A 23,940-nucleotide genomic window follows, 5' to 3' on the forward strand; every position below is an offset into this window, starting at 1 on the left:
GGCCTCGGCGTACGCGAGGGCCCTCACCGGTCGCGCAGCCGTCCCGACTCCTCCAGCGTGCGCCTGACCGCGCCGGCCAGCCGGGGGCGGTCGCGTACGAAGCGGCGGGCGGCCCGTGCCGGTTCGCGGCTCAGCCGGTACACGGCCCCGCCCGGCACCGGGCGCACCACGGCGCCCTCGTAGACCGGCAGTTCACGGGTCTTGAACGAGTCCTTGTAACGGGCCGGCCCGCTGCCCAGGTCGACCAGGTGGACCCCGTCGGCCGCCGCCGCCTCCAGCATCCGCAGGTGCAGCACCAGCCCCGGGGAGTACTTGCCGTAGTCGCGGTCGTAGGCGGGGAACCACCAGGAGAGCACCGTGGGCGAGCGCAGCCCGAAGTGGGCGGCCACGGGGCGGCCGGCGGCGTACAGCACGGAGAGCAGTCCACGGCACTCGGGCTCGTCGCCGCCCGCGAGCCGTTCCACCAGAGCGGTGATCCACTGCTGTGCGAACCGGTCCCGGCGGCCGGTGCGCCGGTACTGGGCGGACTTCCAGCGCATCAGCGCCCGTAACGCGTCCGGGTCATGCGTGTCGTACACGAACCGCACCTCGCCGACCTGCCGGGCGAGCCTGCGCTCCTTGGCCAGGGTCTGCCGGAGGAATCCGGGGGCGGTCGCGCGCAGCCGTCGGGTGTAGGACTCGAATCCCTCGCCGATGTCGACGACGGGGCTGGCGAGTTCCTCGGTGGCATGCGGTACGAAGAGGTGCTGACCGGCCTCCAGATTGTCGAACTCCCATGAGGAGAGGGCGCAGGCGGCCAGGAGGCGGCGGGGGTCGAGCCGGAGGCCGGGGCGCAGGACGGCGCCCTGGCTGTCCGACACGCCGAGGCCGATGGCCCTTCCCTGTCCCCATGCCCCCCTCTCGTACGGAAAGAAGCCGACGGGTGTGCCGTCCTCCTCGAGTACGGCGACCCTGGCTCCCGGCCTGCCCTGCCCGACGGCCGCGGTGAACGCCGGGTCGAGGAACGGGTTCTCCGGTGCGCCGGATTCGCTGCGCAGATGTCTCCACGTCTTGTACTCGGTGGGGCCCAGTTCGTCCGGTCGCAGAACGAGAACGCGCTTTCGGGACATGGGGTCTCCTGTGTCGTCACGGTTTCGGGGACACGCGAAGGCCTGCCGCGTTGCATCGGCGTGCGGCGCGCGAGCGGCCACCGGAAAGTACGCGGGCCGCGCGGTGCAGGCCTCGGGCGGTACTGCGGTCGCTCAGCAGCGAAGAGTCTGTGATGCGGCTGCGTCGCGGGCCGGGCCCGCCGGTTCCGCGCCGCGTGGAGCACCCGGCGGGTACGGGGCGAGGACGCCTCGCTCGGAGGGAACCGCGTTCATCCGGCCGTCCGTCGCCGCCTGGTGCGCCGCTCCGGTCGCGCCCGCGGTCCTCGGCGAGCGTGCCAGGGGGCGGTGCAGGCAGGCGTCCTGCGTGCCGGGCGAGGGCTCGCGGACGCGTTGGGGCGCGGGGTCCTGGGCGGCCGTGGGGTGGGTCACCGTGTGCCGGTCCGGCGCCGTGCGCCGGTCCGCCACGTCGGCGACCACCGGCGAGCACAGGTGCGCGAGGAGTACCGACGTCAGCAGAACGATCGCCGCCGCCCATCGAGGCCGCACCCGGTCACCTCCCGACGTGCATCCCGGCGGGGGCTGGCATACCGGGCCGGTACCGGGCGTCCCCCCCGGAACGTCCGCCCGGGACGCCTTCCAGTAGCGCCGAGCGCGTCCTGCCTCGTCAAGCCCCCGGCACCGCAACGGGGCGCACTCTGCGCGCCCCGGCCGCAGCGCTCCACTGCCGCATCACCGGTCACGTCGTCGAACGCCGTCGGACACCGCCAGGTGTCCCCGGGGGATCTACGGCTCAGGCGTTCGGTATGTGCCGGTGGGCCGAGCCCGCGGTGGTGCTGAAGCGGGTGCGGTAGGCGCCGGGGGTGACGCCGAGTTCGCGTTGGAAGACCCGGCGCATGGTTTCCGGACTGCCGAATCCGGCGGGCCGGGCGACGGCGTCCAGTGGGTCGGTCCCGGTCACCAGCAAGGTGCAGGCCGCTTCCAGGCGCACCTGTTCCACGAACCGCGCGGGCGAGGTGTCGGTCTCCGCCCGGAAGAGCCGGGTGAGGTGCCTGGGGCTGAGCCCGACCTGGCGGGCCAGGGAGCCGAGGGTGTGCTCGGCCGCCGGATTCTCGGGGAGGAGGTCCAGCACCGTGCGCAGCGCCGGGGTGCCGGGCCGGCCGATCCGGGCGCGGACACTGAACTGGGACTGCCCGCCCGGCCGGGCGAGGAAGACCACCAGGTGCCGGGCGACGGCACGGGCCGCGTCGGCGCCGTCCGGCTTCGTCGCCCGCTCGGAGCCGACCGGATTTCCCGCATTGGCATGGACCTGATACTCCGGGCCCGCTAAGCTCTGCCCAAATCCGATGAGAGCGCTCTCAGATGCGGTTGTTCCACCCCCACCTTGCTGGAACGACGAAGGGCAACTTCCCATGAGACGCACCCGATTCACGCATGCCTGCGTGGCCGCCCTGCTCATGCTCGGCAGCTGGACCGCGGCCGGCACCCTGCCCGCCTCGGCGAGTGACACTCCCGACTCCGCCGAATCCGCCGCCCGGGCCGATTCCGCGTCGGCATCCGAGGCCCTGTTGCAGGCGATGCAGCGGGACTTCGGCCTGTCCCCCGCCCAGGCCGAGGCGCGGCTGGCCGCCGAACGACGGGCCACCGATCTCGAACCCGAGGCCGTCAAGACCGCCGGATCCGCCTACGGCGGCGCCTGGTTCGACGCGAAGAGCGAGAAACTGACCGTCGCGGTCACGTCGGACGCGGACGCGTCTACGGTCCGTGACCTCCGCTCCTCCGGCGCGGCCGTCCGCGTCGTCGAGCACAGCGCACGGCAACTCGACGCGGCCATGTCCCGGCTGGATCGCCTCGACGCGCCTTCGGGTGTGAGCAGTTGGTCCGTCGACCCGACCGCCAACACGGTGGTGGTGAACGTCGTCGAGGGCGAACGGGACGACAACGATGTCCGTCGGTTCCTCTCCGAGGCCCGCGAGGCCGGACCGGTCACCGTGCGCACCGTGGAGGCCGCCGCGGAAACCTTCGCCGCGGGGACGGTGGGCGGCGACCCCTACTACACGGGCAACGTCCGTTGTTCCATCGGCTTCTCGGTGCACGGCGGCTTCGTGACCGCCGGGCACTGCGGTGGCGTGGGCGGCCAGGTGCGGGGCTGGGACGGCTCGTACATCGGCAACTTCCAGGGTTCCTCGTTCCCGGGCGACGACTACGCGTGGGTCAACGTGGGCAGCGGCTGGTGGACGGTTCCGGTGGTGCTCGGCTGGGGCACGGTCTCCGACCAGCTGGTGCGCGGCTCGAACGAGGCTCCCGTCGGCGCCTCGATCTGCCGCTCCGGCTCGACGACCCGCTGGCACTGCGGCAGGGTCCTGGCCAAGAACGAGACCGTCAACTACAGCCAGGGCTCGGTGCATCAGATGACGAAGACGAGCGTCTGCGCCGAACCCGGCGACTCGGGCGGCTCGTTCATCAGCGGTGACCAGGCGCAGGGCGTCACCTCCGGCGGCTGGGGCAACTGTTCCGGCGGGGGCGAGACCTGGTTCCAGCCGATCAACGAGATCCTGAACCGCTACGGCCTGACCCTGCACACGGCCTGACCGTCCCCCAACGGCACGTGGCACCGACGAAGCAAGCCCGGTTCCCGAACACATCGTTCGGGAACCGGGCTTGCGGTGGAGCGCTGGGCAGGCCTTGCACCTGCATCTCCCCGCAGGAAGCGGGGCGTCTTTCCTTGGACCACCAACGCACGGCCTGGATCCGGGAGTTCCGGCGCCTTGACGTGCGTCAATCATAACCACACTCGCCTCGGACAGTCACATCGGGCGGGTGAGCAGCGCGGGAGGTGGTCCGGTGGGTGCGGTGGCGCCGCCGGTCAGTCCCTGATCAGCACGGCCCGCGGCATCGAACCCGGCTGCCCTGCCGAGCCCGTCCGTTCCGCCTCGCCCGTGCCGGAGCGGGCGCCCGCGAAGTTCTTCTCGACCTCCGCCTTCTCCGCCGCGTTCGGGTAACGGTTGGTGCACGCGGTTCCCGCGCTGGAGCCGGACATCAGGCTGGAGCAGGGGCCCGGCTTGCGGTCCGGCAGGCCCAGGATGTGCCCGAGCTCGTGCGCCGAGATGCGGATCGTGTCGTACCCCTGGTTCACGGCCTGACGGCCGATGTAGACGGTGCCGCTGCCCAGACCGGTGGGCAGGGCGCGGGGCCAGCCGTTGTCCGCCAGGACCCGGACGTCGGCGCGCTGCCCGGGCGCGGCCGGGCGGAGTTCCACGGCGTCGACGCTCTCGTTCCAGACCGCCGCGCCGCGGTCGACGGCGGACCTGAACTCCGCGGAGCCGCTCGCGTCGTAGGTGAGCACGCGGGCGGCCAGGGGCTGCTCGGGCACACCGGGCGGGGCGGCCACGGCCTGGCCACTCGACAGCAGGGGGAAGGACATCACCAGAACCGTGGCCAGGCCTCCGGTCAGCGTACGGATGCGCATGGTCGACCTCCTTGTGGGGGAAGGACAGTCGTGCTCATGACACTCAGGGCCTCCCTGCCCGTCGGGCGAGGGCGGCAATCCGTCAATCGGCCCCGCCCGTCCGGCAACGCCCCCCGGGATTCAGAAGCCGTGTCGCTGAGTCCTGTGCGAAGGATCGGTTGGACTTCCGGATCACGCGGGGGCAGTGTGGACAGGGCTCCCACGTCCCACGGGACATCCCTGCATCGCACCCGGAGAACACCAGATGAACCACGTCATCAATCCCGAGCGCTACGACGGCACCATGCGCTACCGGCGCACCGGGCGTTCGGGACTCGACCTCCCCCTGCTGTCCCTGGGCTACTGGCACAACTTCGGCGACGACCGGGCCTTCGAGACCCAGCGTGAGATCGCCCTGCGCGCCTTCGACCTCGGCATCACCCACCACGACCTGGCGAACAACTACGGTCCGCCCTACGGGGCCGCGGAGATCAACTTCGGCCGGCTGATGAAGCAGGACCTGGCCCCGTACCGGGACGAGCTGGTGATCTCCACCAAGGCCGGCTGGGACATGTGGCCGGGCCCCTACGGCCAGGGCGGCGGCTCGCGCAAGTACCTGCTCGCCTCCCTGGACCAGTCGCTGAAGCGCATGGGCCTGGACTACGTGGACATCTTCTACTCCCACCGGCTCGACGCCACCACTCCCCTCGAGGAGACCATGGGCGCGCTCGACACCGCGGTCCGCCAGGGCAAGGCCCTGTACGTCGGTATCTCCTCCTACGACGCCGAGCGCACCCGGCAGGCGGTCGCCATCCTCCGGGACCTGGGAACTCCGCTGCTGATCCACCAGCCGTCGTACAGCATGCTGAACCGCTGGATCGAGACGGAGGGACTGCTGGACGTGGCCCAGGAGGAGGGCTTCGGAATCATCGGGTTCACCGCGCTGGCGCAGGGCCTGCTGACCGGACGGTATCTGGACGGTGTGCCGGAGGGGTCGCGGGCGACGCAGGGCAAGTCGTTCGACGCCTCATGGCTCACGGACGACATGCTGCACCGACTGCGCGCCCTCAACGACATCGCGGCCCGCCGCGGGCAGACGCTCGCCCAGATGGCGCTGGCCTGGGCCCTGCGGGACCGGCGTGTCACCTCGCTGGTCATCGGCGCGTCCCGCACCGAGCAGCTGGAGCAGAACGTCGCCGCGCTGGAGAACCTGGACTTCGGCGACGAGGAGCTGGCCGAGATCGACAAGTACGCCACCGACGGCGGCGTCGACCTGTGGCGCGAGGCCCGTCTCGGCACCATGGGCTGAGCCGGAGCACCGGCTCGTCCTCGCGCGGGACGACCCCGGCCGGGGTCGTTCTCGGCGGCCCCGGCGCCTCCCTCTCCGGGACCGCCGGGGCCCTCCGGGTGTTCGGCGCGCCTAACGCGAGGAGAGGTACTTCTCGACGCCCGGGGCCGTGTGCGCCTCCTCGGCGTTCACCACGCTGCCGACCGCCTTCGCGTCGGGCTTGAGCACATACGTCTCGATGCTCGCCGGACGGTCGACCTCGGAGAAGTCCTGCGCGGTGCCGAGGCCGGTGTCGGCGTTCTTCTGGGAGCGGTGCGCCTTGACCACGTCCTCGCGGCTGAGGCCGCCCGCCTCGCAGGCCGCCTTCAGGTCGGCGCCCATGAGCTGCGCGGCGTTGTAGCCGGAGAGCACTCCGGAGTCGACCGGCGAGTCCGGGTACTTCTTCTTGTACGACGCCACCATGCGCTGCACGCCCGGCAGTTCGGAGCTGACGGCGGGCGCGGCGCTCACGATGTGCAGCATGGCCGCCAGCGCCGGTGCGGCGGGGGTCTCCATCAGCTGGGGCGCGTAGCCCGGCGCGCTGCTGACGACGGGGACGCGCAGGCCGCGGGAGGCGGCGACGCCGACGAGGGAGGCCGTCTGGGCGGGTCCCGCGCTGATCAGGACGGCCTTCACGCCCTCCTTGCGCAGGGCCGAGACCTGCGCGGACAGGTCGGTGTCCGTGGCCTGGATCTTCTGGCCGGCCACCTTCAGTCCGGCCTGCTCCGCCGCCCAGGTGGAACCTTCCAGCGCGTTGGCGCCGTAGTCGCCCTCGAAGTAGACGTGGCCGATGGTGTCGCCCTTCTTCAGCCCCTTGGTGCGGGTGAGGAAGTCGACCGCGGCGATCATGTCGACGTCGTAGGTGGTACCGAGGACCTGGATGGCCTCCTTGCCGAGCAGGGAGGCCGCCCAGGCCTGCGGGAAGGTGAGCATCCTGTCGCGCTCGATGTCGTCGAGCAGGGCGGCGACCACCGGCGAGCCGATGACCTGCGGCAGGGCGACGACGTCCGGGGCGATGTCGGCGTAGGCGGTGACCGCCTTCTGCACGTCGTAGCCGTGGTCCTTGACGACGATCTCCACCTCGCGGTCGCAGATGCCGCCGTCGGCGTTGGTCTCCTCGGCCCACATCTGCTGGGCCTGCACGATGCTCTTGCCGAGCGTGGCGTAGGGGCCGGTCAGGTCGGTGAGGGCGCCCAGCCTGATGGTCTCGGCGCTGACGCCGGGGCCGGTGCGGACGCCGTCGGCGGAGGCGCCGCCCCCGTTGCCGTCGTCCGCCTTGGAGCTGCATCCGGTGGCCGCGAGCAGCAGGGCGAGGGCGCCGGCGAGCGCGGCGGGGGCGGTGCGGCGCCGGTCGCGGGGCCGGTGACGCGTGGTGTTCACGGGGTGTGCTCCTTGGATCGTGCGGCTGCGGCCGGTTGCGGGGGTGAGAAAGCTGAGTCGGCTGAGCCCGTGGCGGGGGCGCGGGGGCGGCTGCGTCCTACGCGGTCGCGGGCCCGACGGGCCAGGCCGTGCAGCCCGTCGGGCGCGTACAGCAGGACGAGGACGATCGCGGCGCCGTAGAGATAGCGGGCGGCCTCGGTGGGGCCCACGGAGCCCTCCCCCGATCCCGGGGCGGCCACCAGCGGGAGCTGGTCGGCGTAGCGGGTCATCAGCAGCGGGAGCGCGGTGACGAACACGGCGCCGGCGGTGGCTCCGGCGACGGAGCCGAGCCCGCCGATGACGATCATGGCGAGGTAGTCGACGGAGAGGACCAGGGAGAAGTAGTCCGGGACGACCCGGCGGAAGGAGAGTGCGAGGAGCACGCCCGCCAGGCCCGCGTACATGGACGACACCACGAAGGCCGCCGAGCGGTGGCGGGCGATGTCGACGCCCATCACCGCCGCCGCGGTCTCGCTGTCGCGCAGGGCGGCCAGTGCCCGCCCGGAACGGCCGCGCAGCAGGCCGCGGGCGGTGAACCAGGTGAACCCGAACAGCGCCAGGCCCAGGAACCACAACCGCTCCTCCGCGCCGAACGGCACCCCGAGCACGGTCAGTTCGGGGTCGCTCTCCGCGAAGGTGAAGCCGCCGAGGGTGAGCGGGGGCACGGAGCGGCCGTTGAATCCGCCGGTGACGGAGTCGGCGGTCAGCAGGACGTGATGGCCGAGGAAGACCAGGGCGAGGGTGGCGATGCCCAGGTAGATGCCCTTCACCCGGGCGGCGACGGGGCTGAACAGCCCGCCCGCCGCTCCGGTGAGCACCACGGCGAGGAGCGCGGCGAGGGCCGGGGGCAGTCCCGGTCCGGGCTCGCCCGCCAGATAGGCGTAGCCGTAGGCGCCGACGGCGAGGAAGAAGGCGTGGCCGAGGGAGAGTTGTCCCGCCGTTCCGGTGAGCAGGGCGAGGCCGACGGCGCCGATGGCCGCCGCCATGGAGAACAGGCCGATGCGGAGCCAGAAGGCGTCCAGGTAGAACGGCGGGAGGCACAGGACGGCGGCGAGGAGCAGGATGCGGGCCGGGCGGTGGGTCAGGACACCGAGGAGACGGTCAGACACGGGCCGCTCCCTTCGCGCCGAACAGCCCGGCGGGCCGTACCAGGAGCACCAGCAGCATCACGGCGTACGGGGCGACGTCGCCGAAGCCCTCACCGAGGACGTGCAGGTCGGACTGGTAGCCGACGACCAGCGCCTCGGTCAGGCCGATGAGCAGGCTGCCCGCGAGGGCGCCGGTCGGGGAGGCCAGCCCGCCGAGGATCGCGGCCGGGAACGCGTTGAGGGCGATCTGGCCGGTGGTGCGCTCCAGGCCCGGTGCCGGGAACGCGGCGAGGAACACCGCGGCCAGCGCGGCGAGCGCGCCCGCCAGGCACCAGGCGCCTGCCCGCACCCGGCTGAGCCGTACGCCCATCAGGGCGGCGGCCTCCAGGTCCTCCGTCGCCGCCCGCAGGGACAGCCCCCACGAGGTGAACCGGAAGAGCGCGAACACGGCGCCGATGACCACCGCGGACACCATGATCGCCGCGAGCCGGCTGTCGGCGACGGTCACCGGCCCCAGTTCGGTCACCGCGTCGCCCCACGGGTCACCCAGGGACAGCAGGTCACCGCCGATGCGCCGGGCCAGGTCGGTCAGCAGGACGATGTCGACGCCGATGGTGACGATGGTCTGCACATGGGCGGAGTGCGCGTCCTGTCCGCCGCGTTGCAGCAGGAACCGGTCGAGTGCGCCCGCGAGGGCCGCGGTGGTGAGGACCGCCAGCGCCAGCGCGCCGGCGAAGCCGAGGTCGTCGTGCAGGACGGCGGTGAGGTACCCGCCGAACAGGAGCAGGGAGCCGTGGGCGAAGTTGAGGACGCCGGACGCCTTGAAGATGACGACGAAGCCGAGGGCGACCAGCGCGTAGACCGCGCCGAGCGCGACGCCGCCGAGGACGTTGTCCAGGAAGCCGGTCATGCCGCGTCCTCCCCCTGGGTGTCGGTGCCGAGGTAGGCGCGCAGCACCTCGGGGTCCTGACGGACCTCGTCGGGGGTGCCGTGGGCGATGGGGCGGCCGAAGTCGAGCACGGTGACGTCGTCGGCGAGGCGCATGACCAGTCCCATGTCGTGCTCCACCAGGAGGACGGACAGGCCGAGTTCGGACCGCAGTTCGCCCACGACCTCGGCCATGCGGGTGCGTTCGGCGGAGTTCATGCCCGCCACCGGTTCGTCGAGCAGCAGCACACGTGGTTCCAGGCAGAGGGCGCGGGCGAGTTCCACGCGCTTGCGGTCGCCGTACGACAGCAGCGCCACGGGGTTGTCGAAGTGGGCGCCGAGGCCGGTCAGTTCGGCGATCTCGCGGGCCCGGGCGAGGTGCTCGCGCTGTTCCCGTACGGCTCGCGGCAGACGCAGCGCACTGGCGGCGAAGCCGGATCGGGACAGGGCGTGGCGGCCGAGCATCAGGTTGTCGGCGACCGTGCCGTGGGTGGTGACGATGTTCTGGAAGGTGCGGGCCACCCCGAGCGCGGCGATGCGGTGCGGGGCGAGCCGGGTCAGCTCGGTGTCGCCGAGTGTCACCGTGCCGGCGGCCGGACGGCACAGCCCGGACAGTACGTTGAAGCAGGTCGACTTGCCGGCGCCGTTGGGGCCGATGAGCGCGTGCACCGATCCCGGGGCGACGGTGAAGGAGACGTCGTCGAGCGCGGTGAGTCCGGCGAAGCGCACGGTGACGCCCCGTACGTCGAGCACGGGGGGCGCGGGCGGTGCCGTGGTGGTGCGGTCGTTCACGCGGCCCCCTGGTCCTCGACCGCCTCGCCCAGGTAGAGGCGGCGTACGGCGTCGGTGCAGGCGAGTTCGTCGGCGGGGCCGGACAGGCGGGTCTCGCCGACCTCGAGGACATGGGCGTGCTCGGCGAGGGAGAGTGCCATGCCCGCGTTCTGCTCGACCAGGAGCACGGCGGTGCCCTGGGTGTTGATCTCGCGGATCACTTCGGTGATCCGCTGCACCATCTGCGGCGCGAGGCCGAGGGAGGGCTCGTCGAGGAGCAGCAGCCGGGGGGCGGCCATCAGGGCGCGGCCGATGGCGAGCATCTGCTGCTCGCCCCCGGACAGCAGGCCCGCGGCCTGGTGGGTGCGTTCGGCGAGCCGGGGGAAGAGCGCGAACACGCGCTCCCGCGCCTCGTGGACCTGGTCCCGGCCGCGCCGGCCGAGTCCCAGACCGCCGCTGCGGAGGTTCTCGTCGACCGTGAGTCCGGCGAACACCCGCCGTCCCTCGGGGACTTGGACGACGCCGGCGCGTACCGCCGTCACCGGGTCCCTGCCGTCGAGCACGGTTTCGCCGTAGCGGATGCGGCCGGCCGTGATCGCGCCACGGTGCAGACGCAGCGTGCCGGAGACGGCGCGCAGCAGGGTCGTCTTGCCCGCGCCGTTGGCGCCGAGCAGGGTGACGACGCCGCCGTGCGGCACGGTCAGGGAGACGGAGCGGAGGGCGGACAGGGCTCGCCCGTACGTCACGTCGACGTTCTCGACGCACAGCGCGGGCCGGTCGTCCGGTGGTGCTTGGGGCATCACGGCTCCTCGGGGCCGTGCCGCACGGCGGCAACGGCTTGGACGGCAAGGGAGCTCACGACACCACGGGCGCGAACGGCCGGTACAGGCTCCGGGCCCCGCTCGCTGCGCCGTCCCAACCGGGGCTGCCACGGGTTGTGCGGCTGCCCAGGACCGGGTTCAGCCGCGGGCGCGGAGGTAGGCCTCCAGTTCGGCCGCCCCGGTCAGCATGGCCCGCCCGCGGGCGGACAGCCGGCCGTGCCAGTCGTGCAGTGTCGCCTCCAGCGGCTCCGGCCCGCCTGCCGACCGCACCTGCGCGATGAGCGGGGCGATCTGCTCCAGCAGGTAGCCGCCCCGCCTGAGTTGGTGGGTCAGCCGGGCGTCCCGTACGTCGGCCTCCTCGTAGACGCGGTAGCCGGTCACCGGGTCGCGGCGCGGGTTCACCAGCCCGGCGCGCTCCCACTTGCGCAGTGTCGCGGGCCGGATGTCGAGTTCCCCCGCCAGCGGCCCGATGAACCGTCCGCCGGTCCCGGACACCGCCGTGCCGGGTCCGGGCGCCGCGGTGGAGGCCAGGTCGCCGAGGGCTCGCTCCACCGTCTGCAGGGTCCGCCGGTCGTCGAGCAGTTGGGCGTGGCTCTCGTCGACGGTCCGCAGGGCCTCGTCGACCGCGCCCCGGTTCACGGCCCGCATGATCGACGTCGCCACCGCGTGGCCGTGGCCGGGCACCAGGGCGAGGAAGGCGCGCAGGGCACGCGCGTGCAGCGGGGTGTAAGTGCGGTAGCCGTGGGGGGTGCGGTCGGCGGGCGGGAGGATGCCGGCCTCCTCGTAGTTCCGGACGGCCTGCGTGGACAGACCGTGCCCGCGTGCCAGGTCGATCGGCCTGAGCCGTTCCCCGTTTTGAAGGTTTCGTCCCACGGGTCCGATGGTATCGCGGGAAAGTCTCCACCGTGAGTTCAACGATAGCGTTGAGGGCATGACTACTGGCATCAAGGACATCACCCGTGCCGTGACGGCCGCCGCCGCCATGGAGCTGCTCGGGGCCCGGCCGCGACTCCTCGCCCTCGGCGAGCCCACCCACGGCGAGGACACGCTGCTCGACCTGCGCAACGACGTCTTCCGGCAGCTCGTCGAGCAGGAGGACTACCGGACCGTGGCGATCGAGAGCGACTGTCTGATGGGCCTGGTCGTGGACGAGTACGTCACCTCGGGCACGGGCACCCTCGACGAGGTCATGGAGCGCGGGTTCAGCCACGGGTTCGGCGCGTCCGCGGCCAACCGCGAACTCGTGCGCTGGATGCGGGAGTACAACGAGGGCCGGCCCGCGTCCGAGCGGCTCCGCTTCGCCGGTTTCGACGGCCCGCTGGAGATCACCGGCGCCGCGAGCCCCCGGCAGGCCCTCACCGCACTCCACGGCTTCCTCGCCGCCCGACTCGCCTCGGACCTGCTTCCCTGCACCGCGGAAACGCTGGACCGTCTGCTCGGCGCCGACGACCGGTGGACCCACCCCGCCGTCATGACGGACCCGGCCCGGTCCGTGGGGCGGTCGGCTGAGGCCGGGGAACTGCTGCTGCTCGCCGACGACCTGGTGGCGCTGCTCGAGGCCGAGACGCCGCACCTGATCGCGGCGACCTCGCGGGACGACTGGGAGAGGGCGCGCCTGTACGGGCGCACCGCCACCGGCCTGCTGCGCTACCACTACTGGCTGGCCGACACCTCACCGGGCCGCATGACACGGCTGCTGGGCCAGCGGGACCGGATGATGGCCGACAACCTCCTCGCCCTCGCCGAACGGGGCCCGACCCTGGTCTTCGCGCACAACGCCCATCTCCAGCGGGACAAGAGCACGATGCGCATGTGGGACCAGCCGCTGCTGGAGTGGTGGAGCGCCGGTGCGCTGGTGAGCGCCCGGCTGGGCGAGGAGTACGCCTTCCTGGCCACGGCCCTGGGCACGATCCGCCACCGGGGAGTGGACACCCCGCCGGCGGACAGCCTCGAAGGATTCCTGTACGCGCTTCCGGAGGACCGCTGCGTCGTCGACGGCACCCTGCTGGCCGGCCTCCTCGGCGACCGACCGCCCGTCCCCCGGAAGTCCCCCTGGTTCGGCTACATGCCGCTCGACCCGGCCCACCTGACCGGGATCGACGGGGTGGTGTTCGTCAAGGACGTCCCGCAGGTCCGGTGAGCGGTCAGCGCGGGAGGAGTCTGCGGGCGGTCAGGGCGAGGGTGACCTCGACCAGGTCGAAGGGGCGGGACAGGGAGCGCCCCGTCAGTTGTTCGTAGCGGCGCAGGCGGTTGAGGACGGTGTTGCGGTGGCAGTACAGCCGTCTGCTCGCCCGCTGGGCCGAGCCGTCGCAGGCCAGCCAGGTGGCCAGGGTGTCCAGCAGGATCTCCGCGTCGGCGGGCTCGAGGTGCGCCAGCGGACCGAACAGCCGGTCGGCCAGCGCGGTGCCGAGGTCGGGGGACGACACCACCAGCGCCGCCGGCAGGTGTTCCGTCAGCCGGACCGTGCCGCCGGTCTCCGGGCACAGGCTCAGCGCGGTGTCCGCCAGCCTGCGTGCCTCTCCCACCGCCGCGAGCCCTTCGACGGCGCTGCTGACCCCCACCCGTACGCCCGGCGGCTGCTCGTCCGCCACCACCGGCTCCGTGTCGTCGTCGACCCGTACGATGCCGTGGTCCGCGTCCACACCCGTGTGCCAGTGCACACGCACACCCGGAGCGAGGACCGCTTGGGCACCGGGACAGGCGGTGAGTCCGCCACCGCCGACCGCGACGACCACGTACCGGCCCTGCTCCGGCAGCTCCAACGCGAGCGCGGCCTCGGGCAGGTCGGCGATCCTGCTGGTTCCGTCCAGCAGCGCCGCGGTCAGCAGCCGCACCCTGTTCTCCCGCCGCCAGGCCAGCTGCCGCTCGGTCTGCCGGTAGGCGTCCGCCACGACGGTGCAGTGCTCGTCGACGAAGTGCCACACGTCCGACGCCACGTGCACCAGCAGCCGTACGTCTTCGGGGGCCGCCCGGGAGGTCTCGTCGACCAGGCCCTGCCACACCAGGGAGCCGCCGAGGCGGAAGGCGTGCAGCACCGCGTCCAGCGGCAGCCCCTGCTCGGCGCGCGTGACGCCGATCTTCCAGGAACAGCGGCGCGCGGCGTCGCGGGCGCCGCGCGGGTCCAGCAGCGAGGAGACGCTGTGCCGCAGTGAGCGGTGCACCTCCTGCCAGATCTCGGTGGCATCGTGCTCGATCGCCGCTCGGTAGGCGGGCTCCTGGTCCTGGAGCACGGCTATCAGTTGGTCGGTGAGCCGGGGCAGGTCGTCCAGCAGGACCCGGGCGGCGCGGTGCAGCACGCGGAGCGCGTCGGCGTCGATCAGTGACCGCACACGCGGGGTCCGTGGCCGCGGTGCGGGTGCGGGCACGGGTCCGGGGCGGGGCAGGCCACGTGGCCGTACAGCGTGTCGCATCGCGCATCTCCCCCAGGGTCGGCTTCCCGGCGGCGCCCGCGTGGCGGTCCGCGTACCGGCCACCGGCCGGCCGCGGAGCCCGTGGGCGGCCGCCACCTGACTCGTCCTGCCCCGAAGGATCGCATACCGTCCGGTCGGTCCCTAGAGGTGTGCACTGGCCTTTTCCGCCTGTTCGACCAGCCGGACGAGCTCGACCCGGGAGCGGACACCGAGCGTCGCGAAGACGTTGCGCAGGTGGTAGTCGACGGTGCGGGTGCTGACGGACAGGCTCAGGGCCACTTCCCGGTTGGTGGCGCCTTCGGCGACACACCGTGCGATCCGCAGTTGCTGCGGGGTCAGTTGGGACAGGCCCCGCCCGTCGTGCCGGGGCGGCTCGCCGCTGCCGGCCCCGCCCGGCGCCGCGCCGCCCGCGCGCAGTTCCGCGCCCGCCTGGCGCGCCCACAGGTACGCGCCGCAGCGCTCGAAGTCCACCAGCGCCTCCCCGAGCCGCGCCCGTGCCTCACGCAGCCGGCGCCGACGGCGCAGCCACTTGCCGTGCAGCAGTTCGGTGCGGGCCCGTTCGAAGTCGCCGGACGTCTCGTCGTGCCGGTCCAGGGCCCGCAGGTACAGCTCGTCGGCCGCCTCCGGTGCGGCCAGCAGGGCGCGGCAGCGCAGGAGTTGGGCGGGAGCCTGTGGGTCGGCGCCGCACCCGGCCCACAGCGCGAAGTCCTCGACCACCGCGCGGGCGCGCTCGGGCTGCCCGGCCAGTGCGGTGGCCTCCACGAAGCAGGGGACGGCGAGCATCCACACCGCGAAGTGCCCGCGCCGCGCACCGGGGCGCACCAGGGGGCCGAGCCGGTCGGCGGCCTCGCGGGGGCGGCCCGCACCCAGGTCGGCACGGGCCGCCGCCCACTGGGCGAGCATGGCGGCCTGCGCCAGCCCGTGCCGCCGGGCCGTGGCGAGCGCGGTCGCCGTGTGCTCGGCGACGCGTTCCTGCGCCCCCTCGATCGATGCGGCGAGGGCCAGCACCGCGTGGTGGTGGGCGGCCGTGTTCCGCTGCCCGGTCCGGCGTGCGGCGCGCAGCCCCTCCTCCGCGTGGGTCCGGGCGAGTTGGTGGCGGCCGGCGCGCAGTTCGGCGTAGGCCAGGTATTCCAGGGCCCTCGGTTCGAGGGCTGCGGCCCTCAGGGTGCGTGCCGCGGCCAGTGCCCGGGCCCCGGCCCGGCGGGCGGCGGTCACGTCGCCGAGCATGAGTGCCGCGGCGGCCGAACGCAGCAGCCGCTCGGGCTCGGCGGCGGGACGGCCCCGCTCCACCACCCGGGTCAACGGGGCGGCGGCAAGGTCGAACCGCCCCTGGAGGACCGCCCGCATACCGTCCCGGTGGTCGCGGAGCAGGGCGACCGGGCCGTGGTTCTCGGTCCGGGGCAGGGCGGTCGCGTCTCCGGTTCCGGGCGGGGCCTCGTGGGCGAGGGCGCGGAGGCAGGCCGCCGGGTCGCCCGCGGCCCACGCCGCGTCCGCCGCGCCGAGGACGGCCGCGCCGGACTCCGCGGGGCTCGGGTCCGCGAGGAGGGAGGCGGCGAGCAGGAAGGACTCGCGGGCGTCGTCCACCGGGCCGTCGGCCAGGAGCACCCTGGCACGGAGCAGTTCGGCACGGCCCCGCACCGGGGCGGGTGCCGGACAGGTCACGGCGGCGTCGAGCAGTCGCAGGGCCTCGGGCGGATGCCCGGCGAGCAGGGCCTGTTCCGCGGCGGCCGTGTACCGGTGTGCGCGCTCCGCGCCGTCCGGTGTCAGTTCGGCGGCACGCACCTGGGCCGTACGGCGCGGACCGGGCGGCAGCCCGGACGTCACGTCGGCTGCGGCAGCGGCCAGTTCCGCGGCGAGGCCGGCGTCGGGGCCCGGGACGGTCCACGAGCGGTGCAGCAGAGCGAGCACGCCGTGCGGTGCCGGGAGCGCCCCGGCCAGCGCGCGGTGCGCGGCGTGGCGGCGTTCGGGCGGCGCACCGGCGTACACCGCCCTGCCGAGCAGCGCGCTGCGGAACCGGATCCGGCCCTCGAAGAGCACGAGCAGGTCGGGCAACTCCTCTCCGTCAAACGGTGGTTCGGCATGCGGTACCGGTACGGAGCAGGCGGCGGTCACTCCCACGCCCGGTACCTCCCCCCGCCCTTCGAGTACGGCCGCCGCCCGCCGTACGAGCGACGCCTCGGCGTCCGGCTCGCCCGTGACACGTGTCGCCGCCGCGACCGACAGCAGCAGGCCGGCGTGGTCGGGCCGCACACCGGTCAGGCACCCGCCGGCGACGGCGGCCAGTGTCCCGGCGTCGGCCGGTGGGCGGGGCAGCGCGCGCCGGCCGCGGAGTTGGGCGGGCGAGAGACGGTGGATCAGGGCCACCAGCAGTGCGGGATTGCCCTGCGCCTCAATCACCAGTTCGTCGCGGACGGCGGGGTCGACGGCACCGTCCGTCAGGTCGTGCAGGAGTCCCGCCGCGTCCCCGGGCGTGAGCGGGGCGAGGTCCAGCACCGGCAGCCCGGCCAACTCCGGGGCCACGGGCCGGTGTCCCGGTACGGTGAAGAGCAGCCCGACCCGGTGGGCGCCGTCCGCCGTGTGCACGCGTGCCGCCGCCCGGCCCAGCACGGCGCGCGAGGCGGGGTCCCACAGGTGTGCGTCGTCCACGCACACCAGCAGGGCCGAACGGGCCGACGCCTCGCGCAGGACGTCCAGGAACACCTTGTCCGCCGTACCGTCGTCGGACAGGCGCACGGAGCGGCCGGCGGCACGCAGCAGGGTGCGCAGACCGCTGTGCGGCCGCGGGGTCCGGGCCGGATCGGCTCGGACGTGCCACACCGGTCCGGCATGGAAGGAGCGTGCGGCGAACTCCAGGAAGGCCGTACGTCCGCCACCGGGTTCACCGGTCACCACATGGGCACCGCCGTCGGTGCGCAGCCCGTCCAGCAGCGCGGCGAGCGCCTGCCGCCGGGGTCCCGGGCGGTACCGGAGCGGAGCGGGTCCGGGGGTCGTCTGTCCGGTCATCTCCGTGACGTTACTCACGCGTAAGAAACGGCGGAAGACGTCCGTCCGCACGCACCAACCGGCCCAACCGCCTTTCTACCAGCGGCTTTTCGTCACGGAAGCGGGGAACGGAGTGTGCTGCGGACCAAGTTGAGCGGCCCCCGGTGGTGCACACGCACAACGCCGGTGGCGGCCCGCGCACCGCGTGCGGGCCGCCACCGGGTCGAGGCTCAGCGGAACCTCAGGACGTGTGCGGGCAGTTGCCCCGTGCCTCCTCGATCGTCAGGCTCCGCTGCGGCAGCGGGCACAGGAACCGCTCGTAGCGGGTGTCGTTGTCGATGAACCGCTTCAGCCACGAGATGCTGTACTTCGCGATCGTGGTGTTGTTCGAGTTGGGCGTGAAGTGGGTGGCGTTGTTCAGTTCCAGGTAGGCCCGGTCGAGGGAGGACGGCAGACCGGTGTAGAGGGGCTCGGCGTGGGTGGAGACCGGGGCGATCGTGTCGCCGTCGGCCCCGAAGATCAGGGTCGGGGTGCGGACCTCGGGCCAGGTCTTGTCGAGGTTCCAGGGCGTCAACGGGATCGCCGCCTGCAGTGAGGGGCGGTCCTTCGCGGCTTCGAGGGTGCCGCCGCCGCCCATCGAGTGGCCCATGACGCCGAGGCGGCTGCTGTCGATACGGCTGCGGACCGCACTGCTCCGGGTCAGGTAGTCCAGCGCGGCCAGCAGCTGGTCACCGCGGGAGGCGGGCTGGTCGAGCGTGGTGTTCGTGTCGATGGTGAACACCACGAAGCCCTGCGAGGCCAGGCGCGGGCCCAGCCAGGCGATGGAGGACTGGTAGGCGGTGTAGCCGGGCGAGATGGCGATCGCGCCGAACGTTCCGTCAGCGGTGCTGTTCGGATAGTAGATGGTGCCTCCGCCGAATCCCCTCACGGAGAGCGAGGAGACGGATACGTCGGAGACGGAGTACGGGCCGCGCAGCGCCTCGATGCTGGATTCGGTCGGCGCCGGACCGCGCTCGTAGGGGTTGTCCGCGGCGTGGGCGCCGGGACCGGTGAGGGTGGTGAGGCCGACGACGGCGGCGACGGCTGCGGCCAGTCCGGCGAGCCGTCCGGTTCTGCCACGCCGGGTGCGGCCCGGGTGCGTGGTCACGGCCAAGGTGCTGGTGTGGGGGTGCTGCTGCACGACGAGTGGTCCTCTCTGTCGCGGCGAGCCGCCCGGCGGCCGGTGCACGGGGTACGACGTGGGAGTGACCGTGCTCCGACCGTGGGCGCCGCCTCTGGGGCTGGCGGTTGCCACTGTCGGTGCGGAGGGGGCCGGCGCGGACCGGCAATCTCACCGGTCTCGTTCCGCCGCCTCGTCGCGCCGCTCCCCAGGCCCGTCAGCCCCCTCCGTCGGCGGCCCACCGGGCGGCGGGGACCGCCGTGCGGGAACCCGAGCGCACTTGCCCGCGCTTCACCCGCATGGCTCTCTCCGGGAGTCGGTTCGGCCCGCGCCGTGCTCGGATGGAAGCGGCCTGCCTACCCGGAGGGAGCTGGGAATGCACGAGATGTGGTGCGGTGCAGACACTTCGGGGGAGCCTGTGTGGCATGTCCTGACCACGGACAAGAGGGCCACGTTGTGCGGGGTGGAGAAGGAGGAGGAGTCCCGTCGGCGCCACGCGACGGACCGCCACTGCTTTCCCTGCATGCAGTCGTTCCAGGAGGTCGTGGAAGCCCACTGAAACCGCCCGCCGTTCCCGTGAGGGACCTCTGCTCCCGGCGCGGCCGACGGCGCGGGCCGCGCCGGGAGCGGATCGGTGGTACGCGCCCGTCCGCGCGGGCGGGGTCAGCGCGCGTCTGCCGCCGTGACCGTCGTGAACGGCAGCACGAGCCGGGAGGGGTGCGCGGCGTCACGGTAGATCTTGTGGGTGACGGGGCGGCCCACCGGCAGGTGGAAGGCGTCCGGCGGCAGCAGGGCGTTGTGCTCGTCGGCCAGCGGCTCGGCGTTGGAGAGCTCCACGACCAGCTTGTGGCCGGGCAGGAACGTCGCCGCGAACGGGTAGACGCGCAGCACGTACTCCTCGATCTTCCCCGGCTCGACCGGCACCGCACGCGTGTGCGGGTGGTAGGGGTCGCCCTCCGTGGTGCGCTCCTCGTCGAGTTCGCGGTGCGATGCCTTGAGGTAGGCGGTCGTGATGAGCTGGCGCTTGCCGTTCGGGGCCTCGTCCCACATGCGCAGGATGAAGTTCGTGTCGGGCTGGTCGATCTCCGCGAAGAGGTGCGCCGCGCCCTGACCGATCATCTCGGTGGGCTCGGTGAACGGCTCGGTGCTCCAGCTGAGCATCTCCACCTTGTCGGTCACCGTCAGCGGCGCCTGGTAGAAGCCGTCGGGGGCGGCGTACTCGGCGCCCATCGGCTCGGGCTCGAAGGAGAGCTTGCGGCGCGGGCGGAGGTAGAGCGCCTTGTGCTCCACCTCCTTCGGCGGCCACTGCGCCCCGGTGACGTACTCGCGCGAGCCCTCGACGTGGACGGTGACGGCGGGCTCGTCCATGACGCCGTTGTCGATGCCCTTGATCCAGTAGTCGTACCAGCGGAACATCTTGTCGTGCTCTTCGATGAAGGGGCGCGACTGCATGGGCGGGTAGGGGCCGATGTCCAGCTTCTTGGGACCCTTGAGGCGGTTGAAGACCTCGATGGTGCCGTCCACCGTCCAGCCGCGGCCCTGGTCGATCTGGAGCCAGACGGGGATGTCGATGTTCGGTGCGAGGGTGACCGGGTTGCGCTCCTCGTACCACTCGCCGTCGACCTCGTTCATCACGATGTCGAACCAGGCCTCGTGGTTCTTCGGGTAGTTCAGCACGTGGACCAGGTTCGGCCAGGCGGCCACGTCCGGGTCCTTCAGTCGCTCGGCGACGCGCTCCTTGATCTCCTCGGGGGAGAAGGTCTCCAGCATGCGGGACTTGACGCCGTCGGTGAAGGCCCAGCCGGAGTCGCCACCGCGCCCCTCACGGGCGGCGCGCGGCATGAACCACATGACGCCACCGTGGTAGGTGGTCTCGTAGAAGTCGTAGTGGCCGCCGCTGACGAAGATCGCCTTGAGGCTCGGCGGCCGCTCGGCCGCCGCCAGCACCTGCATCGAGCCGAAGTAGGAGATGCCGATCATGCCGACGTTTCCGTCGCACCACGGCTGCCGGGCGACCCACTCGATGAAGTCGTACGCGTCCTGGCCGAGCGGGACGCCACCGGCGTTGTAGTTGCCGATGTGCTCGCCCTCGGAGGCGCCGGAGCCGCGCAGGTCGCCGATGACGTGGACGTAGTCCTCCTGGACGACGCGCGCGATGTCACCGGCCTCGATGCAGCCGTCCCACATCGGGCTGGGGCGCCGCTGCGGTGGCGTGGTGAGGGCGAGGGCCTGCAGCTCCTTGCCGTACGGGCTGAGCGCCACGAGCGCCGGACGCGGCTTGTCCTCGACGCCGCTGTAGGTGTCGGCCGCCAGCATGGCACCGTCGCGCATCGGGATCCGGAGATCCTTGCGGACGGCGATCTTCTGCCCGCCCGCCTGGATCGTCTGGAAGTCAGTCATGAGTGTGAAGCTCCTCCGGGGGCCTGGGGGGCGTCCCCCAGGACAGTGCGGTACAAGTTCTGGTCGAGGTGCGTGCGGTAGCCGTGCATCGACGTGAAGAACGGCGACGGCTCGAGCGTGGGGTCGCCGGTGTAGCCGAGCTCCTCGGCGGCGCGGGCGAACGGGGAGTACGGCGAATCCGTCTCCTCCAGGCCGGCCCGCAGGCAGCCGCAGGCGGCGTCGGCGACCCGGCCCTCGACAGCGAGGCTCTGGTCGATGGCCTCCCGGGCCTGTACGGCGTCGAGCTCGACGCCGTACGGCGTGCCGTCCGCGCGGCGGTAGGGGTGCCCGAGGTACAGCCGCTGCGGACGGATCTCGTCCCGCAGGTACTCGAGACTGGTGCGGTAGGCGACCGGGTCCGTGTAGCCCGGGAAGCCGTTGGCGGCCCCGTGGACCTGCACGGAGTCGCCGACGAACACCGAGCGCTGTCCGTCGACGACGTAGGCGACCGATCCGGGCGTGTGGCCCGGGATCGAGTGCGCCGAGACGGTGACGCCGCCGCCCAGCGAGATGGTCTCGCCGCCCTTGAGGAGCAGGGTGGGCTCCATCTCGCCGGAGATGACGGCCTGCGCGGCGGCCGTCACCTTCGCCTCTCCCTCCGGGTCGCCCAGGTACCGGCCCCGTCCCGCGAGGTACTCCTCCACGTGGGCCCGCCGCGAGCGGAGCATCGGGGCGTCGGCCTCGTGGATCACCACCTGTGCGCGCCGGCCGGTGAGCTCCCACAGGGCGTGCGCCCCGCCGACGTGGTCGATGTGACCGTGGGTCAGCAGGATCCAGCGCACGTCCTCGATGCGGCGCCCGATCGCCTCGAGCGCGGGAACCATCCCTTCGGCGGGCGAGGAGGCGATCCCGGTGTCGACGACGGCCGGCTCGGGTGCGTCGATGAAGAAGCTGTAGAGACCGAACCGGCCCCACGGGGAAACCAGGGGATGGACGGTGGCTGCGTGCGTCATGGCCCTCTTTCTGTGCTCGTACGCGGTCGCCGGGTCAGCTCCGGCCGAGGAAGTCGCGCGTCTCGGCGAAGACCCTGTGGTATTCCGGGATCCAGGAGAAGTGCTGGACGAATCCGTGGCCCGCTCCCTCGTACCGGCTCACCGTCGCCTCCACGCCGGCCTCCCGCAGCCGCCGGCCGTAGAGTTCGCCCTCGTCGCGCATCGGGTCGTACTCCGCGGTGACCACGAGGGCCGGCGGCAGCCCGGTGAGGTCCGCCCGCTTGATCGGCGAGACGAGCGGATCCGCGGGATCGGCGCCGCTGTCGATGTAGAAGGCGTTGAAGGGCTTCAGCCCCGCCGTCTCCAGGCCGTAGCCCACGGCGTTCTCCCGCAGCGAGGCATAGCGGTCGACGTCGAAGTCCAGGTCCAGCGAGGGGTAGTAGAGGATCTGGTGCGTGATCCGGTCGAAGCCGTCGTCGTGTGCCCTGGCCGCGACCGCGGCGACGAAGTTGCCGCCGGAGCTGTCGCCGGCGACGGCGAGCGTCGTGCCGTCCCAAGCCAGGCTCTCACCCTCCTCGGCGACCCACCGCACGACCGCGTAGCAGTCGTCGAGACCGGCGGGGAAGGCGGCCTCGGGCGCCAGGCGGAAGCCGACGGAGACGACCTTGAGCCCGGTCTCCTTCGCCAGCGAGCGCGCGACGTGGTCGTGCGTCTCCAGGCTGCCGAGGAAGAACGCGCCACCGTGGAAGTAGACCAGCACGCCGTGGCGGTCGGCCTCGGCCGGCGTGTAGATCCGCACCGGTACCTCGCCCGACGCCGTCCGCGCGGTCACGTCCTCGACCGCGTGGAGCGGCAGGCGCTCCTCGGGCGGAGCGACGTGCGCCTCGTCCCCGGCGCGCATGGCGACCGGGTCGAGCGGGCCCTCGGGCGGGGTCGGCAGACCGGCGAGGAACTTGGCGATCTCAGGATGCAGGGGCATGGTGTTACTCCTTCGGGGCGGCGGCCGCAGGCTTCTGGCCGGGGAAGACGTCGTCGATCTCTTCGGCGCTCCACCCCTGACGCGAGATGGCCTGCAGCTTGTCGGTCTCCGGCTTGCGGGTGGCCTGGTACTGGGCCAGCGCTTCCTTCAGGGAGTCCGCGTCCCGCAGGGCGTCGGCGAGCGCGCCGGCGTCCTCGATGGCGGAGTTCGCGCCCTGGCCCTGGTGGTGCAGCATCGAGTGGGCGGCGTCGCCCACCAGGACGACGGAGTCCGAGTGCCACGTGTCGACCGGGTCGATGTCGTAGACCGCTCGGATGTTCACGGTCTTCATGTCGAGGTCACGCGTGATGCTGACGAGGCGCTCGTCGAAGCCCTCCACCGTCGCCAGCATGTCCTCCTTCGTGTTCTGCGGGTTCCAGGTGCTGTCCGGGCACAGGGCGGTGATGTCGAACGACACCTGGCCGCGGTGGCGCAGCGGCAGCAGGTAGATCTTCGTGCCCCTGCCGATGTACATCCGCAGGTTGTCGTCGGTGACCATCCCGTGGGCGTCGTCGACGGAGATGACGGCGCGGTAGGCGTGCTCGCCCGAGAACACCGGGCCCTTGTCGCTGAACAGCTGGTGGCGCACCACCGACTTGATGCCGTCGGCACCGACGACCAGGTCGGCCTCGATGGTCTTGCCGTTCGCGAAGGTGAGGACGGAGCGGTCGCCGTCGTCCTGGATGCTCTCCAGCTTGTGCCCGAGGTGCACCATGCCCTCGGGCAGCACGCCCAGGAGGGCTTCGATGAAGTCACCGCGGTGGATCAGATGGGTGTGGGTCTGCTCGCCGGAGGCCGGCCACGCCTCTTTCATGATCGGGTCACCGGTGGCCGTGAGGATCTCGAAGTACTCGCTCGGCGAGCTCACCTTCGCGATCGCGTCGAAGATCCCCCACTCGCGGAAACGGTTCATGGTGGAGGGCCGCAGACCGATGCCGGCGCCGACCTCCCGGATCTGGGTCGCCTGCTCGTAGACGTCGACGTCGGCACCGAGCAGGCTGAGGGCCTTGGCCGCCGCCGCGCCGCCGTAGCCCGCTCCGACGATGGCGATCTTCAGGTTCTTCAGTTCTGAGGTCTGCATGGTGGTTCTCTCTGATTCTGGAGGGGCAGAAAA

Annotated in this window: 20 protein-coding genes; 3 read left to right on the forward strand and 17 right to left on the reverse strand. The window is 72.7% G+C overall.

Annotation, left to right across the window (positions count from 1 at the left end):
• Positions 1–23: 23 nt before the first annotated feature.
• From DIZ27_RS13270 to DIZ27_RS13280, 3 genes are all read right to left on the reverse strand, one after another.
• A complete protein-coding gene (locus tag DIZ27_RS13270; protein ID WP_109378576.1) occupies positions 24–1,109 on the reverse strand; it encodes a GNAT family N-acetyltransferase in 1,086 nt (361 codons plus the stop codon).
• Between the two features lie 132 nt (positions 1,110–1,241).
• Positions 1,242–1,634: a hypothetical protein gene (locus DIZ27_RS13275; protein ID WP_109378577.1), complete on the reverse strand. Its 393-nt coding sequence runs from the start codon at positions 1,632–1,634 to the stop codon at positions 1,242–1,244.
• Between the two features lie 244 nt (positions 1,635–1,878).
• Positions 1,879–2,304 (reverse strand): helix-turn-helix domain-containing protein, encoded by a 426-nt coding sequence (locus DIZ27_RS13280; RefSeq protein WP_181383507.1) that lies wholly within the window; start codon positions 2,302–2,304, stop codon positions 1,879–1,881.
• A gap of 193 nt (positions 2,305–2,497) precedes the next feature.
• Here DIZ27_RS13280 and DIZ27_RS13285 point away from each other — a divergent pair, with 193 nt between their 5' ends.
• Positions 2,498–3,676 (forward strand): S1 family peptidase, encoded by a 1,179-nt coding sequence (locus DIZ27_RS13285; RefSeq protein ID WP_109378579.1) that lies wholly within the window; start codon positions 2,498–2,500, stop codon positions 3,674–3,676.
• Positions 3,677–3,951: 275 nt separating this feature from the next.
• Here the strand turns inward: DIZ27_RS13285 and DIZ27_RS13290 are convergent, their stop codons facing one another.
• A complete protein-coding gene (locus tag DIZ27_RS13290) occupies positions 3,952–4,554 on the reverse strand; it encodes a snapalysin family zinc-dependent metalloprotease (protein ID WP_109378580.1) in 603 nt (200 codons plus the stop codon).
• Between the two features lie 244 nt (positions 4,555–4,798).
• On the opposite strand from DIZ27_RS13290, the gene mgrA reads away from it, so the two are divergent.
• Entirely contained in the window at positions 4,799–5,842 is a 1,044-nt protein-coding gene (mgrA, locus tag DIZ27_RS13295) for an L-glyceraldehyde 3-phosphate reductase (RefSeq protein WP_109378581.1), read from the forward strand.
• A gap of 111 nt (positions 5,843–5,953) precedes the next feature.
• Here mgrA and DIZ27_RS13300 read toward each other — a convergent pair whose 3' ends face one another.
• The 6 genes from DIZ27_RS13300 to DIZ27_RS13325 form a co-directional block, all read right to left on the reverse strand.
• Positions 5,954–7,240: an ABC transporter substrate-binding protein gene (locus DIZ27_RS13300; RefSeq protein ID WP_109378582.1), complete on the reverse strand. Its 1,287-nt coding sequence runs from the start codon at positions 7,238–7,240 to the stop codon at positions 5,954–5,956.
• Positions 7,237–8,388, reverse strand: coding sequence for a branched-chain amino acid ABC transporter permease (locus tag DIZ27_RS13305; protein ID WP_109378583.1), 1,152 nt, complete (start codon positions 8,386–8,388; stop codon positions 7,237–7,239). The genes DIZ27_RS13300 and DIZ27_RS13305 overlap by 4 nt, the downstream gene beginning before the upstream one ends.
• A complete protein-coding gene (locus DIZ27_RS13310) occupies positions 8,381–9,277 on the reverse strand; it encodes a branched-chain amino acid ABC transporter permease (protein WP_109378584.1) in 897 nt (298 codons plus the stop codon). The genes DIZ27_RS13305 and DIZ27_RS13310 overlap by 8 nt, the downstream gene beginning before the upstream one ends.
• Complete coding sequence (locus tag DIZ27_RS13315) at positions 9,274–10,086, reverse strand: ABC transporter ATP-binding protein (RefSeq protein WP_109378585.1); 813 nt, start codon at positions 10,084–10,086, stop codon at positions 9,274–9,276. The genes DIZ27_RS13310 and DIZ27_RS13315 overlap by 4 nt, the downstream gene beginning before the upstream one ends.
• On the reverse strand, positions 10,083–10,865 hold the full coding sequence (locus DIZ27_RS13320) for an ABC transporter ATP-binding protein (RefSeq protein WP_109378586.1): 783 nt from the start codon (positions 10,863–10,865) through the stop codon (positions 10,083–10,085). The genes DIZ27_RS13315 and DIZ27_RS13320 overlap by 4 nt, the downstream gene beginning before the upstream one ends.
• 159 nt (positions 10,866–11,024) lie before the next feature.
• The gene (locus tag DIZ27_RS13325; RefSeq protein WP_109378587.1) at positions 11,025–11,759 is read right to left on the reverse strand and encodes a TioE family transcriptional regulator; all 735 of its coding nucleotides are present in this window, start codon (positions 11,757–11,759) and stop codon (positions 11,025–11,027) included.
• A 58-nt stretch (positions 11,760–11,817) separates the two neighbouring features.
• Between DIZ27_RS13325 and DIZ27_RS13330 the strand changes: the two genes are divergently transcribed.
• On the forward strand, positions 11,818–13,026 hold the full coding sequence (locus DIZ27_RS13330; RefSeq protein WP_109378588.1) for an erythromycin esterase family protein: 1,209 nt from the start codon (positions 11,818–11,820) through the stop codon (positions 13,024–13,026).
• Positions 13,027–13,030: 4 nt separating this feature from the next.
• On the opposite strand, the gene DIZ27_RS13335 is transcribed toward DIZ27_RS13330, so the two are convergent.
• The 7 genes from DIZ27_RS13335 to DIZ27_RS13370 all read right to left on the reverse strand — a co-directional run bounded on the left by DIZ27_RS13335 (position 13,031) and on the right by DIZ27_RS13370 (position 23,907).
• Positions 13,031–14,296 carry a helix-turn-helix domain-containing protein gene (locus DIZ27_RS13335; protein ID WP_109378589.1) on the reverse strand — a complete coding sequence of 422 codons (1,266 nt, stop codon included), beginning with the start codon at positions 14,294–14,296 and terminating at the stop codon, positions 13,031–13,033.
• Positions 14,297–14,437: 141 nt separating this feature from the next.
• The gene (locus DIZ27_RS13340; protein ID WP_109378590.1) at positions 14,438–17,299 is read right to left on the reverse strand and encodes a helix-turn-helix transcriptional regulator; all 2,862 of its coding nucleotides are present in this window, start codon (positions 17,297–17,299) and stop codon (positions 14,438–14,440) included.
• A gap of 220 nt (positions 17,300–17,519) precedes the next feature.
• Positions 17,520–18,458, reverse strand: coding sequence for an alpha/beta hydrolase family protein (locus DIZ27_RS13345; protein ID WP_375231965.1), 939 nt, complete (start codon positions 18,456–18,458; stop codon positions 17,520–17,522).
• 642 nt (positions 18,459–19,100) lie between these two features.
• Positions 19,101–20,837 (reverse strand): CocE/NonD family hydrolase, encoded by a 1,737-nt coding sequence (locus DIZ27_RS13355; protein ID WP_109378592.1) that lies wholly within the window; start codon positions 20,835–20,837, stop codon positions 19,101–19,103.
• On the reverse strand, positions 20,834–21,829 hold the full coding sequence (locus DIZ27_RS13360; protein WP_109378593.1) for an MBL fold metallo-hydrolase: 996 nt from the start codon (positions 21,827–21,829) through the stop codon (positions 20,834–20,836). The genes DIZ27_RS13355 and DIZ27_RS13360 overlap by 4 nt, the downstream gene beginning before the upstream one ends.
• A gap of 34 nt (positions 21,830–21,863) precedes the next feature.
• Positions 21,864–22,787 (reverse strand): alpha/beta hydrolase, encoded by a 924-nt coding sequence (locus DIZ27_RS13365; RefSeq protein WP_109378594.1) that lies wholly within the window; start codon positions 22,785–22,787, stop codon positions 21,864–21,866.
• Between the two features lie 4 nt (positions 22,788–22,791).
• Entirely contained in the window at positions 22,792–23,907 is a 1,116-nt protein-coding gene (locus DIZ27_RS13370; protein WP_109378595.1) for an NAD(P)/FAD-dependent oxidoreductase, read from the reverse strand.
• Positions 23,908–23,940 lie beyond the last annotated feature (33 nt).

The sequence above is a fragment of the Streptomyces sp. NWU339 genome, assembly GCF_003143855.1.
Lineage (GTDB): Bacteria > Actinomycetota > Actinomycetes > Streptomycetales > Streptomycetaceae > Streptomyces.